At 61.1% G+C, this 15,199-nt stretch carries 8 protein-coding genes; 4 read left to right on the top strand and 4 right to left on the bottom strand.

The features are described 5' to 3' along the window. From ACWUI2_RS11360 to ACWUI2_RS11350, 3 genes are all read right to left on the bottom strand, one after another. On the bottom strand, positions 1 to 1,848 hold the full coding sequence (locus ACWUI2_RS11360) for a hypothetical protein (protein ID WP_486982966.1): 1,848 nt from the start codon (positions 1,846 to 1,848) through the stop codon (positions 1 to 3). Further along, positions 1,845 to 2,951, bottom strand: coding sequence for a LacI family DNA-binding transcriptional regulator (locus ACWUI2_RS11355; RefSeq protein ID WP_486982965.1), 1,107 nt, complete (start codon positions 2,949 to 2,951; stop codon positions 1,845 to 1,847). The genes ACWUI2_RS11360 and ACWUI2_RS11355 overlap by 4 nt, the downstream gene beginning before the upstream one ends. Positions 2,952 to 3,467: 516 nt before the next feature. Continuing rightward, entirely contained in the window at positions 3,468 to 4,352 is an 885-nt protein-coding gene (locus ACWUI2_RS11350; protein WP_486982964.1) for a LamG-like jellyroll fold domain-containing protein, read from the bottom strand. Positions 4,353 to 4,486: 134 nt separating this feature from the next. Here ACWUI2_RS11350 and ACWUI2_RS11345 point away from each other — a divergent pair, with 134 nt between their 5' ends. Then, positions 4,487 to 5,536, top strand: coding sequence for a LacI family DNA-binding transcriptional regulator (locus ACWUI2_RS11345; RefSeq protein WP_486982963.1), 1,050 nt, complete (start codon positions 4,487 to 4,489; stop codon positions 5,534 to 5,536). A 27-nt stretch (positions 5,537 to 5,563) separates the two neighbouring features. On the opposite strand, the gene ACWUI2_RS11340 is transcribed toward ACWUI2_RS11345, so the two are convergent. Beyond that, positions 5,564 to 6,961, bottom strand: coding sequence for a hypothetical protein (locus ACWUI2_RS11340; RefSeq protein ID WP_486982962.1), 1,398 nt, complete (start codon positions 6,959 to 6,961; stop codon positions 5,564 to 5,566). 393 nt (positions 6,962 to 7,354) lie between these two features. On the opposite strand from ACWUI2_RS11340, the gene ACWUI2_RS11335 reads away from it, so the two are divergent. From ACWUI2_RS11335 to ACWUI2_RS11325, 3 genes are all read left to right on the top strand, one after another. Then, positions 7,355 to 9,256 carry a heparinase II/III domain-containing protein gene (locus ACWUI2_RS11335; protein ID WP_486982961.1) on the top strand — a complete coding sequence of 634 codons (1,902 nt, stop codon included), beginning with the start codon at positions 7,355 to 7,357 and terminating at the stop codon, positions 9,254 to 9,256. Between the two features lie 16 nt (positions 9,257 to 9,272). Further along, positions 9,273 to 10,826, top strand: a complete 1,554-nt coding sequence (locus tag ACWUI2_RS11330; RefSeq protein WP_486982960.1) for a GH39 family glycosyl hydrolase — start codon at positions 9,273 to 9,275, stop codon at positions 10,824 to 10,826. Between the two features lie 304 nt (positions 10,827 to 11,130). Then, on the top strand, positions 11,131 to 15,009 hold the full coding sequence (locus ACWUI2_RS11325; protein WP_486982959.1) for a LamG-like jellyroll fold domain-containing protein: 3,879 nt from the start codon (positions 11,131 to 11,133) through the stop codon (positions 15,007 to 15,009). Positions 15,010 to 15,199 lie beyond the last annotated feature (190 nt).

Raw genomic sequence — 15,199 nt, 5'->3', positions numbered from 1 at the left:
TTAGCGCACCGCCCGCTGCAGTTCCGCCTTTCCCGCGGGCCGAACGGGTAACGCGAGAGAAAGTTCTCCCCAAGAAAGCCGCAAATCATCGCCGCTCCGGTTCATTTCCGCTTTCCGGACCGACCGTTCCCGGTCGTCCGACTCCCCTCGCCCGACCATTCCCACCGCCAGACCGACCGCCGCCTCTTCCATGTCGCGGAGCGGAAACTCCTTCTCCCGGCCGGAATACAACACGAGATCGAGCCACGCCGTCTCCTCATCACGCCCCACCTCCCAATGGCCTTTCAAATCGCCCAAAACCGCATACCGGGAAATCAGTTCCAAGGTCATCCCGTCGTGCTCGACTACGATGGCCTCGTCCAACACGGACGGCGCCGCCATCCGGATCTCCCGGGCGCTCCCCCCGAATTCGAACCGCACCCGCAGGTCACCGGCGGAGAATACCCCGTTTTCGATCGGATCGAAATGAAGATGGGTCCGTCCACCATCCAAGGCGAAATTGATCCCCGCGACCACCCGCCCTTTCGATTGAGCACTGAAAAACTGGGCGGCGGCGAAATCATAGCCGTCCCGCAAGAAGCGAAGGTGCAGGTAGGACGGGGACTCGACGGTTCCCCAATAGGCCAACAATGATCGCCGCTGGTTCCACAAATCACCGCGGTTGACGCTCCCGATCGTGTAACGCTCGGCCAACCAGGTGGTCCCAACCACCGGTGGATTCCCTTTCTCGAAAACCTGCACCACCTCCCGCGGTTCGGTCCATTGATGAAAATAATGCGCCAGATCCGGGGGACACTGATGCTGCCTGCGGTGGGCGTTGAGAGAAGGGCGACCTTCGTTCCCCTCCACATCCGGGGACGCGGCCTCGAGGAGCATCACCCGTCGGCCTTCCGATAAAAGCGTCCGGTAATTCCGGCTGTGGGGCCCCGCCCATTGACCGGTCGGCGGATGGAAGCGGATGGCGATCTCCTTCCAGGCGATCCGGTAAACGTCTTCCACTTGCGAGCGGATCTCGGGATCGCGGACGTATTTGAGCATTCGGAAGAGTTCGTTCAAAGCGACAAGGGTATAGGTTGGACTGTTGAATTCGGTGAAACCACCTTCCTCCAGGGTATACTCGTAGAACCGATTCCAACGCTCCCGGGCATACGTCTGTAGATCCTCCAATCCGAAGGTGTCCCCAACCAACAGCGTCACGAGCGCCCCCATGATCGCGATATTGGTGTAATCCGGACCGACGTCCCGCTTTCGGATCGAATAGGCCGCCCGCTGCAGGGCGGCGTCGATCTTTCCGCGGAGTTCGACCGGGATCTCTTCCGCGTGACTCAAACGGATCTCCAGCAACGAAGCGCCGATGAAATCGGCCCAGTTCCAATCCGGACGGAGCATCTCATCAAGCGATTCCTCCAGGTAATACGGCCAGATGCCAAAAGTCGGTTGGGCCGGATCGGTCTCCTGCAAAGTCAACACGCGTTCGACGATGGCGAATCCCCGCTCGAGATTGGCCGGTTCGCCCGAATCGATCAAGGCGACCGCGTAATGCATGCTCTGCCTCGTATCGTGCACCACCCCTTCCGACAATCCCGTGTGATAATGGGGGGCGGTGAGCCGCCGACTCACCATGTTTTCCGCCTCGTTAAAACGCTCCCCCATCCGGTCCAACCCCCTGCCGAGCCGGTCCCGCTGCGCGGGGTTCAAAGGAAAAATATCGGTGTTTACCATAGAATTGTACGTCTCGACGCCTACACCGTCTTCCGAGGAGGCACCGAGGGCGGAAACCGCCAGTTGGAGACCAAGCAGGGCTCCGACGATGCCCGGCCATCGGCCTCGACGGATGAAATCCCTCACAATTTCCGGATGGAATTACCGGTTTGAAAAGAACCGAGCAACTGCTGGCTGGGGACTTTCGTCTCCCCCTTTGTCACCAACCTCATCAACATGTCACCCGCCGCCCGCCCGGCATCATACCGGTCGTAGGTCATTCCTCCGGTGAACGGCATGTATGCTGCAGGCTGGCGAGCTTCAATGTCGCACCCGGCCAGGGAAATGTCCTCCGGCACCCGGAGACAGTTTTCCGTGGCCGGACGGTTCAACCACGCGAGCGAAGATCCAGCCCCAAGAATCAGCGCCGTGAGCTTTTTCGAGCGAATTTCACCATCGACGTTCGTGGATGCTCCTTCGACGATTCGTTCGGGCTGAAGGCCGGCTTCGTTCATTCCGGCCAGATATCCCATGTAGCGGTCGACGAAGCTGAAATGCATTCCAGGCAGGAGTTGGGTCTTGCTTTGCTCCGGCTTGGCCTCGGGCGCGGTTGCCTCACTCCCCCTCCGTTCGTAGACCCGCCAGAGGCGCTCCGGCCAATGAAAGGCGATCCGCTTATGTCCGAGCTCGACCAAATTCCTCGTAATGATCCGGCCGACTTCCATCTCGTTGCGCTGGAGACAGTTTTCCGGCCGGAAATTGCCGTTGTCCCACCAGACGATCGGAACCCCCGACCGCTTCAGCCACTCGGCCTGCGGGGTGACATGGGCGTGTTGCACGACGAAAGCGTCGTAAAAATGTTCCTGCAAGATCTTGGGAATCTCCGGACTATCGGGGTCGTCGATCTCCTCCAATTCCATCAGACCGAGATGATAGTTTTCCTCGAGCAGCCGATGGCTCAATCCAATGAGGAACGGGTAAACGGAATAGTTGGAAATCTCCCCGGTGTATCGGTTGAAATTCCACGTCAGAAACCCGATCATCGAATTCCGAGGCGACCTCATCAACTGGGCCGCTCGATTGGGACGATAGTTCAAGTCCCGCGCCATCTCCATCACCTTCTGAACGGTCGACTCCCGGTAGAGGTGACTCTTGTCCCGGTTGATAATATCCGAAATCGTCTTGATCGAGAGGCCGGATTTTTCGGCCATCATTTTCAAGCTCGGTCTGCCATTGGTGGTAAGGCTCATGGTCTCTGGTCAGTTTACGGCGTTCGAGAATCCTCGGGTTCCCGCGGAAATTGGTTCAAACGAATCATTCGAATTTGACCCATCGAAAGTCCTTCGGCAATCACAGGTTGCAAATCCCCCCGATTTCCTGGGAGAATTTCCCGTTACTTTCGTCTTTCCCCACTCCACGCTCATTTCCAACGTTAGGATTGCTGATTTCACCGCTTTCGCAACAAAAAAAACGCCCGCTTTTTCAGCGGGCGTTTCAAGTGTCATTGAACTGGGAGAGTTGGCCTCCTGCCGCCCCTTTCCCCGATGGCTTTAACTAAGTGCCCGTCCGAATAGGGTTAGCGTTCACCGGATCGGCTCCACTACACACTTCACCGCTCTTGCGAGCAATTCTCCCCTTTCGAGAGGGAACCTGTTTGTGAGCAATTCCCCTCTTGAGAGGGGGGGACCATGCGCGAGCATGGTGGGGTGTGTTGCCTTCCCCGCTGTTACAGCCAGGGAACGACCGGAAACCTTTTCGGACACGCTCTAACTAAGTGCCCGCTTCGCCCCGGCACCCCGGCGCCGACGCAGCGCGGCCAAACCAAGCACCAAGATCCCGGCAATCGCGGCGTAGGTCGAAGGCTCAGGGATCGCCGCCAACCGGATCGATTCGATTTCACCGATCGAAAGCGCTCCCGCTCCGCCACTGGTTTCGCCGTAGAGGCGAAAATCATCCATGAGACCATTGAAGCCGCGAAGTTCGTCCTCTGCATTGCCTACGACCAACCGGTCTCGATTCGCCATGGTACCGGGAGCATTACTTCCGGCAGTGCTTCCCAGCAGAGTCACCTCGGTATCGATTCCACCGATGAAGAAGTTGATTCGTTGTGAAGCTGTGGCGATCGTCCCATCGAAAGTCGCCGCAAAAAAGACCCATTCGTTGGTCGCGGTGTAAGCCAGGTCCGACACACGGACGCCACCGCCCGCTCCCAACACCAGATGTCCCGGTGTCCCTCCGACTGAATGACCGAAAAGCTGAAATTCCCCGGCGCCAAAATCGAGCAACCGAGCCCCTCCTCCAATGGTGGTCTCCGTTTTAAACCATCCAGTGACAGTAAACGAACGGAGGTTCGAATACGCTGCCTGACTGATAGTCGGATTCCTCGCGACGGCGGTCGAACCGTCGCTCAAATCCAAAGCGTGATCACCGGGCAACCCCGAGACTCCCGAGTTCAGCGCGAAGGCGGCATTTCCGCTCAGAGTCAGGTCAGATATTCCGGCGCTCTCGCTGCCCAGGTTAGTCACGGTCGTGCCACTGCCTTCGTTGAAACTGTAGCGCAGCAACAATTGTTGCGCGCCGGCGGTCGAGGCGAAAAGAAGCAGTGAGGCGGAGAGGCCGAGCAGGGGAAGTCGAATCAATGGAGTTTTCATAAGATCATCGAATGGGTTAAACGTTAGGATTTTGAATTGAATCGAATCGCCTCCCCCACTCTCCGGCGAACCTTTTGAATGACACGCGTTACATCGGGCTTGAAATCTCCCGTCGTTTTCCGTCTCATGCCGCCATGCCCGATCACCCTCCCCCGCCTCGCCCCGCCTCGGTCACCGATGTCGCCCTCCACGCCGGCGTTTCCCGCGCCACCGTCTCCCGGGTGCTCCGGCGGATGGACAATGTCTCTCCGCAGACGGTCGAGCGGGTTCTCGCCTCGGCCAAGGCGTTGGACTACACCCCGAATCCTCTAATGCAGACCTTGCTGACCGGTGTCCGGCGGCAACGGCCCGAGCGACGGTCGAATCTCGCCTGGATTCTCAATTACGATCCGGTCGCCACCGGCAAGGCGTTCAAGGAGTGGAATCCGACCCAACTCCTGTTCAATGCCGCCAACCACCGCGCGGCCGAACTCGGTTTCGGCCTCGACCCGGTGCAAGTCAACCAGCCGGGGCTCGACGCCGGACGGATCGACACCATCCTGCGGACGCGTCACATCGGCGGAGCGATCATCGCTCCCCTCCTCGACCCGGGGCCACTGCCGGAGTTTCCTTGGGAGGCCTACCCTGCTGTCCATATCGGACGCTCCCTCACCACCCCGGCCGTCCACTACGTTGCCCAGGACTTCCATCACGCCATCGGCCGGGTCCTCGCCGAACTCGAAGCCCGGGGCTACCGCCGCCTGGGATTCCTCGGCCAATCCTCCATGGAGGAACGCCGTGAACGGATTCCGTTGTTGCATTTCAAAGCCAGGCGGCCCGACTTGCCCGCGACGCGGTGGATCGCCCCGGAGGTCCGTTCGAACTGGACTCCGGAAGAGACCGATGCCTGGTTGTCCCAGCACCGGCCCGATGCGGTGATCATCGAATCCGCCGCGCTATTCCCGATCATCCTTGCCACCGGCCGGAAGATTCCCGAAGACCTGGGAGTCGTCACCTTGAGCTGGTGGCCGATGCACCCGGATTGCGCGGGAATCCGCAACTCGTTCGAAGCGATCGGCGCCGCCGCCGTCGACGTGCTGACCGCCCACATTCACCGCAACGAGCGGGGCCTGCCGAGGTTCGTCAAGAGTTTGCAGGTGGATGGCGACTGGGTCGAAGGAAACAGCCTGGTGAGCAATAAATGAGTTACCAGATCCAACCGCCCCCGCCCGTCACCCGTGACTGGCCAACGTTTCGGCGTTGAGATCGATCCCGAAGGGGGCCGCATTAACCCCGGCCAGATCGATCATCCCGTGCTCGATCCGGATTCGAACGCCAAAGAACGGATCGGGAACGAATAGATCCGGATCGGCTACGGCCGCCGCCGCCGCCATCGCCCGGGGAAAACCGGCCATTCCCGCGAAATGATGATGACCGTTCCTCTCCACGTCGCCATTCCCCAACGCCGCCTGCACCGCCAGATCCTGAGGCAAGGCCACCGGACCGATGTTCGACAGGTCCTCCCCTGAAGTCAGCCAGAGCTTACCTGGCTCCAACCGCCGGCGCATCGCCACCAAACACGCATTCCGCAAGCCCTTGAAAACTCCCTTGCAGTTCCGATGACTGACGCCGGCGTATCCCGCCGCCACCGCAGCAGGGAACCCCGAAAGATCCCCGTCTCCTTCATCCATAATCACCGGGGCCGGTTCCGGCCAGGCTTCCACCGGCGAACAATCGAAACGATCCCGGGGGAACGGTTGCTCGATGAACCGCAAATGTTCGAAAAAACGATTGAGGTTAGGCCTCTCCAACACCTTTGCCCCGAATTCCCGAAACGCCTCACGCGTCGGAAACCGCTCGTCGCCATCCAAGGTAAAAGAAAATTGCCCCCGGATGGTGCCGACGACGACGGAGGAAATCTCCTCCAGTCGGGCAATGTCCCGGGCAGGATCGCCCCCGACCTTGATCTTGAAACTTCGCAGGCCATACCGGGAAATATTGTCCATCAGCGAGACCGGAAAACCGTCGTCCGGGCGCTCCGCGACCTCCGCGTCGGTCAAGGGATCCTCCAATCCGATGGTATGCCGGACGGTTATTCGCGGGAGCGGTTGATCCGGAAGCAGGTTTTTCAAACGGGCACCGGACAACGAAGGATCCAGCACGCCAAGATCGATTCCCATTCCCGCATCTCCCCGCAACAAACGCCATAAAGGAACCCGCTTTTGCCTGGAATACGCGTCCAACATCGCCCGCTCAATCAACGAAGTCCCGAAGTGGGCCAAGAGCGGCGGCCATCCTTCGGAAGAAGCCACGGCCGACTGGGCTTCCCATAACGCCCTCCAACCGGCGAACGGGGTCCCGAAAGCGGGAAGAGCTAAGGCGTTCTCGACCGCGACCAGGACCACGTCGAACAATTCGTCTTCCTCCTCGTCAAAGGGACGCGGAAGCTCATTCCGGAACCATCGCGGGAGAAGATGGTCGGCGGCGAAACCCGTCTCGATTCCCGCCCCCGTCTCCAACGTGACCTTCAGCAACAAGTGGGTGACTTCCCTCTTGGCGAGCATTCCGTAACGAAACGGAATCCGAGCCCCCAACCGGATCGGAAAAGTCTCAACGTCGCGGATTTTCATCGGAGACCTATCGTTTTCACCGACCCCCGGAATCCCGGCTCCATTGCTCTATGCTCGTCTTTAATCATCCTCACTCCCATTTCCGCTCCAACAATCCCGAATGATCCAAGGAACGGCATACTATCATGAATGTAAACGTTAGGACTGAATCACAAGCCTTTTTTAAGCAGAGCCGGGATTCCCCTTCTCTCCGCTCCCCCCAATCCGCCTCCGAAACCCCTAATTTCTTCCGCGATACGGAACTCGCCCGGGGCTTCGCCGCTCTGTAACACACCAAGGAACCGCCCGGCGGGGCGTTTTTTCTTGTGTTGCCACCCACGGAATGTGAACGTTGTAATCAACCTCGCACCAAATATGATCACCCGGACTCTTCTTTCAGCGCTTTTCGTTTCCATGTTCACGCCTTCCTTGTTCCCGTCACCCGACTGGTCCTCCCTGCGGGACCATCCCCGGTTGTTGTTCACCCAGGAAGATGAGATCCGCGTGCGGGAAACCGCCGAGCGGAAACCGCTCTTACGGGATCTCCTCGCCATTGTGGCCGACGAGGCCCGGACCGGCCTCGAGGAACCGGTGATCCGCCGCCGCCTCGACGACCCCCGCGCCAGCGAACAACGAATGAAGGCCGAGCGCCGGGCCGCGATGTTCCGGATCTTCAACATGGGCGTCACTTTGCGCATGACCGAGGACGACGACCTGGCCGACCAACTGGCCGAACGGATCAAGGAGGAATTGCTCGCCGCCGCCGGTTTCCGCGACTGGTATCCGTCCCATTTCCTGAACATCGGGGAAATGGGTGCGCTCATGGCCATCGGTTACGACTGGATCCACGACCGGCTCACCGAGGAGGAACGCCAAACCATCGTCGATGGAATCGTCCGCCACGCCTTGCGCCCCGGCCTGGAGGCCTACGAGGCCCGCCGCTGGTTCTTCACCCGGGGCGACACCAACTGGAACCAGGTCTGCAACGCCGGACTGGTTCTTTCCGCCCTCGCGGTCGCCGACCACGAGCCGGAACTCGCATCCAAAATCATCGGACACGCGGTCGAATCGATCCAGGCGCCGATGGAGCATTTCCTCCCCGACGGCGCCTGGGACGAGGGTCCGACTTACTGGGCCTATGGCGCCACCTACAACGCCTTGATGCTCGCCGGACTCCGCACCGCCCTCGACGATTTGCAAGGTTTGGAAGATGCGGATGGATACGAAGCGATGGGCAAGTCCGGCGCCTTCCACATCCACGCGGTCGGACCGTCCAATCTGTATTTTAATTTTGGAGACGCCAAACCGGTCGCCTTTTTCACCCCGGTTCTCTTCTGGCTCGCCCAGGAATTCGATCGCCCTGCCTATGCGTTCAACCAACGCCAGGTGGTGGCCCGCGACCTTGAACGGATGCGCGACGGGCGTCTCATGGAAGAGGATACGCTCGACCGTTTCCTCGCCCTGCTGGTGGTCTGGTTCACCGACGCGGGCGCGAAGGTCACCTACGACGATCTTCCCCTCGACGGCTATTTCAGGGGCCGGGCCGAAGTCGCCGCCATGCGGAGTTCCTGGGACGATCCCGACGCGCTTTACCTCGCCTTCAAGGGGGGCGAAAACGGGGTGGCGCACGGCCATCTCGATATCGGCACGTTCGTCTTCGACGCGCTCGGAGTTCGCTGGGCGTTGAACCTCGGCGCGGAGTCCTACGAGTTGCCGGGCTACTGGGAACGCCATCAGGAGGGACGACGCTGGGATTATTTCCGACTCTCCAACCGCGGGCACAACACCATCACGATCGACGACAAAAACCAACGCGTCGGCGTCCGGACCCGGGTGACCGAATTCCACTCCGAACCGCAAAACAGTCACGCCATCATTGACCTGAGCCCCGCCTACGCCGGCCAGGCCGAATCGGTGCACCGCGGCTTCGCCATGCTCGAGCGGAAGCAGATCCTCATCCAGGACTGGGTGCGAGGGGCCGAAGCCGGCGCGACCTTCCGGTGGGCCATGATCACCGCCGCGGAGATTGAACTGGACGGCAACCGCGCCCTCCTCCGGCAGGATGGAAAAAAACTGGAAGCGACGATCCTCGAACCGGCGGAGGCCGCGTTCAAAATCCGCTCCACCAATCCCCACGAACTCGACGAAGCGGCCCACCCCGAGGAGCGGACCAACGACGGAACCGCCATGCTGGCGATCGAAATCGAAGCCCGCGACGGGCAACCAATCGAACTTACCGTCCTGTTGACCCCGCTAAAGGATGGCGAAGCTTCCTTCCGCCCGGACTTCCGCCTCGAGGTGCCGGACCACAAATAAGTCTCCTTACAGCCAAATGATCAAAATCGATCCCTCGAATACTGTCGCCCCGTTCCGGGCGCCTTGGAAAAACTGCATCGCTGTCGGCCGCGCCTACGAACTCCTGCGCCACGACACCCTCGACCATCTCCGGATGGCCCAGCAGAAGTTGAAATACAACTACTGCCGATTCCATGGCATCTTCCACGACGACATGGCGGCAGTCCGGCGTCGACCCGACGGTTCCCTCGCCTTCCAATGGCACCAGGTCGACAAGGTCTACGACGCGTTGCTCGGGATGGGTCTGCGTCCGTTCGTGGAACTTAACCCGATGCCCGCCGCCCTCGCTTCCGGGACCCAGACTATTTTTGAATGGAGGATGAATGTCTCCCCTCCGAAACAATGGGAGGAATGGGGCGAACTGGTCCGCGCCTTCACCCGCCACCTGGTCTCCCGCTACGGCATCGCCGAGGTCCGCCAATGGTTCTTCGAGGTCTGGAACGAACCAAATCTGCAAGGTTTCTGGTCCGGCACCAAAGAGGAATACTGGCGGCTTTACGAGATCAGCGCCCGCGAAATCAAAGCGGTCGACGCCGCGCTCCGGGTCGGAGGTCCGGCCAGCTCCAAAGGCTCCTGGGTCACCGACTTAATCGACCATTGCGTCGATCACAACCTCCCCCTGGATTTCGTTTCCACTCATTATTACCCGCAGGACGTTTACAACAAACTCGGCGGCGAACCGGGCGCCCCGGAGGAGGGCGGCGACTTTTTCATCCGCCGGGTGAAGGAGGTGAAAGCCGAGGTGCGAGCTTCCCGTCTCCCCGATCTGGAATTGCATTTTACCGAGTGGAACACCCTCTACGCGGAATCCCCGGATGCGGTCAGCTGGACCAACAACAGCGCCGTCGACGCCGCCTTCGGAGCGCCGCTGATCGTCCGAATCTGCACCGAACTCGACCACTCCGTCGATACCCTTTGCTATTGGATCGCCTCTGATATCTTCGAAGAAGCCGGATTGCCGCACAGCGCCTTCGATTCCACCTACGGCTACATCAATATCCACGGCCATCCCAAGGCTCACTTCCACGCTTTCGAGTTCCTCGCTCGGATGACCGGTCCGCGGCTCTCCGTCGAAACCGGGTCGCCGATTCCGGGTCACGGCACCGTGATCTCCACCACGGATGGCGAAACCGTTCGCGTCCTCCTCGCCTTCGATCGTCCGGCCGCCGAGGGCTCGGTTTGGCAAGACGAAATTCGCCTCCCTTGGCCCGACTCCGAAGCGCCGGTCGTCGTCGCCAGCCGGATAGCTCCCGGGACGGGAAGCGCTTTCGAAACCTGGGTCCGCCTCGGGCGTCCTCAGAATCTCACGACAACCACCGAACGCCTCCTCCGCTCCCACAGCCAGCCCGCCGTCGAGTTGATCGCAACCACTCCGTCCGATCGGGAAATCCGCGTCCCGTTCCAACTCCGCGCCGGCGAGGTTCTCCTCTTCGAGATCGAACGCCGGGAACCGGTCGCCCTGAAAAAAGGCCGGTCGAAAGCCGAAGTGGAAGCCTGGGACCAGTTCATGAACGACCCTTCCCGCAAGTAGTCTTTTCTAACCAAAGCTCCGCAGGTGGAATGGCCGCAAAGAAGAGCAAGAAACGCAAAAAAGCACGGGATAGGGTGAACCTCCTTCGATGAACGAATTACAGGCCCAAATCGGAGGGTTGGCTTCCAGCCGACCTTCTGCTCAGACCGATGCCGACGGCGGACGGCAGGATGCCATCCCTCCCAGTGACGAAGAATCCAAGTTCAGTCTTTGCGACTTTTGTGCCTTTTTGCGGCAAGAATCCTTCGTTTAAGAGTATAAACAACCCAGCCAAACCAACCCATCGTCAAGGACGCTCCCCGATATGCGTAATCTCTCGATTCTCCTCCTCGCAGCCCTCTCTTGGAGCGGGCTGCCTTTCACCCTCCACGCCAGCGTTCCCGACTACACCGACCGCCTCGAACGACTCGGCAATCCGTTCACCAGTCGCTTCGGTTCGCCAACCGGCGCGTTCAACGATCCTCAGAAAATCTTCGAACTGATCCATCGCGACGGTCAGGTCTGGATCGCCGGCGGTTCCTCCGACAACCGCGGGGGAACCGACCTATGGTCCTGGGTCCCGGAGGAATCCCGCTTCAACCTCGCGATCCATCGCACCCACCAGGAGGAGTTCAAACAGTTCCGGATTTTCGACGACCTGCTCCTGGTCAACGACGAGGACCACGACCGGGTCGGAGCGAACATCCATTTCTATCGGGATGGCGAGTGGCACGTCCGTTTTCTCAACCTCGCCCAGCAGAATCCCCTCCCTGACTGGGACATCGCCGCCTCCGGTCACAACCGCGACGCCTACTACTTCGACGGCAAATTCATCGCCACCACCACCCGCACCGGTGACCAGTTCATTCAGGTCTCCATCAGCGAGGATTACGGCGAAACCTGGCGCCTCGCCACCGCCGACACCGGGACGATCAACTTCAACGTCCAACGTTACATCGAATTCGACGGCAAAGTCTACGCCATGCCCTCGAAAGAGGGAAATCCGATCTATCGCTTCCCCGGCTCCAACGGACATGACTTCGAAAAGGTTTACGACAACATGGACGCCGCCGGATTCCCGGAAAGCTACTGGCTCAGCAACCCGCTGGAGTTCGTCAATCCCCGGAGCTTCTTCCATGTTTACGAGCGCCAATTCGCCGACTCCGTTTTCTACGTCGTCTCCAACCGCCTCTGGCGCATCACCCAAATGGAGCCCCAGGTGCAAGTTTCGCAAGTCACCTTCACCGGCGTTCCCGGCGTCGCCGCCAACCGGGTCGCCTACGTGGCGCACCCGCGCGACGGCGTGTTGCGCGCGCTCGTCAACGACCCGATCAACTCCGGCCCGAACCAGGGCCGCTTCCTCGCCCGCCTCCTCGAAACCACCGACGGCACCAACTGGAGCGAAGCCTTCCGCGTGGTCACTCCGAGCGCCGGAGCTCGCGCCCAACGGATCGATCAACTCGACTCCGAATTCTACCTCTCCTTCGACCCCGGCCTTTACCAAAGCAATATTGAAGGAGCCTCCTATGTCGACCGCGGCTCCATCTACCGCATTTCCCTCGCCGAAGTCCCCCGCCCCAGCGCCAAAGCCCTCTCCTTCGCCCGGATCCGGCTCAACTGGCGGGACCAGACCGACGGCGCCGCCGGATGGGAAATCCAACGGCGCGATCCAGGCCAGGAATCCTGGAATCCCCTCGCCGCGACCGTAGCCGCGGAACGCTCCTTCGAGGACACCGGTCTGACCGCGAACTCCCGCTACATCTATCGCGTCCGCGCGCTCTTCGGCGACGGAACCGCCTCGGATTGGTCGCTTCCGGTCTCCGCGCTCACCGGACCGGATTACCTGCTTCCTCCGTCCGCCGACGCCTTCGTCGTGGGCGGAAATCCAGATAACAACTACGGCCACCACCAATTTCTCAATGTCAAACAGCACGGCAGCCGCAAAGCCTACCTCCGCTTCGACATCCGCGACCTGGACGAACCACTACGACGCGCGGCTCTCCGGATGACATTCCATCGCCTCGACTGGGCCTCCGGCGATCTCGCCAACGGGATGGTTTTCCGCCTCTACGCCCTCAACCCGGGAACCACCCCCGGCAATGGCAAACTGGGAGAAAACTGGGGCGAAACCGAGATCACCTGGAACAACGCTCCGGCCAACCAGACCGGCAGCGGCAACCTTCTTCTCACCGGGTCCGGAACCGCCAACGGCGGCCAGGCCCGCTTCATCATGGATGTCACCGTCCCGGGCGACTTCCAAGTCGGAGACTCCGTTTACTTCGAAAGCCAGGCCTTGCTCGAATTCCTCAACAACGCCCCCCGCGGTCCGGTCACGTTCGCCCTCACCCGGATGACCGGCGGGTCCGGCAGCAACAGCGAATTCGCCTCCCGCGAACACAACCTCCCGGACCATCGCCCGCAGCTGATCACGGTAGCCGAATCCGCCCTGCCACCCCCGCCTCCCTCCAACCTTGCAGCCGCACCCATCTCCCCGACCGAAGTCGATCTGGCCTGGACTTCCCCGAACGATGCCTTCGACTCCTTCGAAATCGTCCGGCGCAGCGGACTCTCCCCCTGGGAGCCGGTCGCCTCCCTTCAGCCGCCGACGAACTCCTTCTCCGACCAAAACTTGATCGGACTCACTCCCTACACTTACCGGATCCGTGCCCGCAGCCTGGCCGGCGCGTCCGAGTGGTCGAACGAGGTTTCCATCATCACCGCCGAGGCGCCCCGCCGGTATGCTCCCGTCTCGCTCGCCGACTGGCGTTTCAACGAAGCCGCCGGAACCACCGCCCTAGACCGGTCCGGCAACGGCGCTCATTTCCACTTCGCCTCCCTCCCTTCCTGGACCGACGATCCGGCCCGCGGACACGTTGTCGAACTCGATGGCGGCGTCGCCGCCGAAGCGGAGGTCCACGGCCTGCTCGACAATTTGGATACACTCACTCTCGCCGCCTGGGTCCGTCCGGAGAGCCTTGACGACTCCAATCGTTTTCTTCTCTCCAAACGGACCACCGCCTCGACTCCGACTTTCTCCCTCTTCTTCGGCAGCGGAAACCGGCTCTACGTCGACCTCGCTTCCAGCGGAAACCGGATCTCGACCAACCAGGTTTTCTCCAACAACCAATGGTACCACATCGCGGTCGTCTTCAACGGCAACTATCCGGCCGCGGAACGCGCCCGCATCTACGTCAACGGCCAACTCGACCGGACCGGCTCCATCACCGCCTCCCGGCTTCCTTCCAACTCCGCCCCGGTGACCCTGGCCAAGGCCCAGGCCGACGCCAACCCGACCTTCGCCGGACGCCTCTCCGCGATCAACCTCTTCCCCGAAGCCCACGGCCCGGCGGTGGTCCGGGCGATCATGGATGCCAGCCAGATCCCGGGCCACGGCGCGATGCTGCCGCCGCTCCGGGCGACCGGCAGCGACGGTTCCACCCGCTCGCCCAACGAAGCGATCGACTACGACGACCCTTCCAGCCGATGGGCCGCCGAGGGACCCGGCCAGTGGCTCCAGGTCGACCTCGGTTCGGTGGTTCCGGTCCAGGCGGTCTCCATCGCCTGGTTCAACGGCCACCAGCGACGATCCTTTTTCAACCTCTCCGTCAGCACCGACGGCGAATCCTTCACCCAGGTTTTCGATGGCTCCAGCAGCGGCACGACCGAGCAACCGGAGCTGTATTCATTCGACCGGATCGACGCCCGCTTCGTCCGGATGACCGGTTTCGGAAACAGCTCGAACAACTGGAACACCCTCTACGCCATTCGCATCTTCGCCGGCGAACCCGAACCTCCCACCGGCGCCTTCGGCGGCTTTTCCCGCTGGCTCGAAACCTATTTCACCTCCGCGGAACGAAATGATCCCCTCCGTTCGGATCCGGCCGCCTCCCTCCTGAACGACGGCGTCGCCAACCTCGTGAAATACCACCTCGGACTCGATCCCCGGGTCGATCGCTCCGCCGGCCTTCCGGTCCTCCGCCATTCTCCCGACTCCGGAAAGGCGACCTTCAGCTACTGGCGCGCCGTCACCGCCCGCGGCACCACCGGCACCGTGCAATGGTCTTCCGACCTCTCCTCCTGGTCGAGCGAAGGAATCATCGAAAGGATCACGGAACGGGTCGGCAACCAGGAACATGTCGAAGCCGAGATCACCCAGGACGATTCAGCCCAACTCTTCCTCCGTCTGAAAGTCACCGCCGAATGATTCCAACCTTCCAGCCGGGACCGCGCCCCCATCAAAATCGGAGGGTTGGCTTCCAGCCGACCGAACACGGCGGTCACGCCGCAACCGATGCCAACGCCGGGCGGCAGGATGCCACCCCTCCCGGTAATCTCCCAACACCACCACCAAATCGGAGGGTTGGCTTCCAGCCGACCACCAGTGCCTCCGCTTC

The organism is Verruconatronum alginivorum, from assembly GCF_056590205.1.
This window is presented reverse-complemented; position numbering and strand designations above follow the sequence as displayed.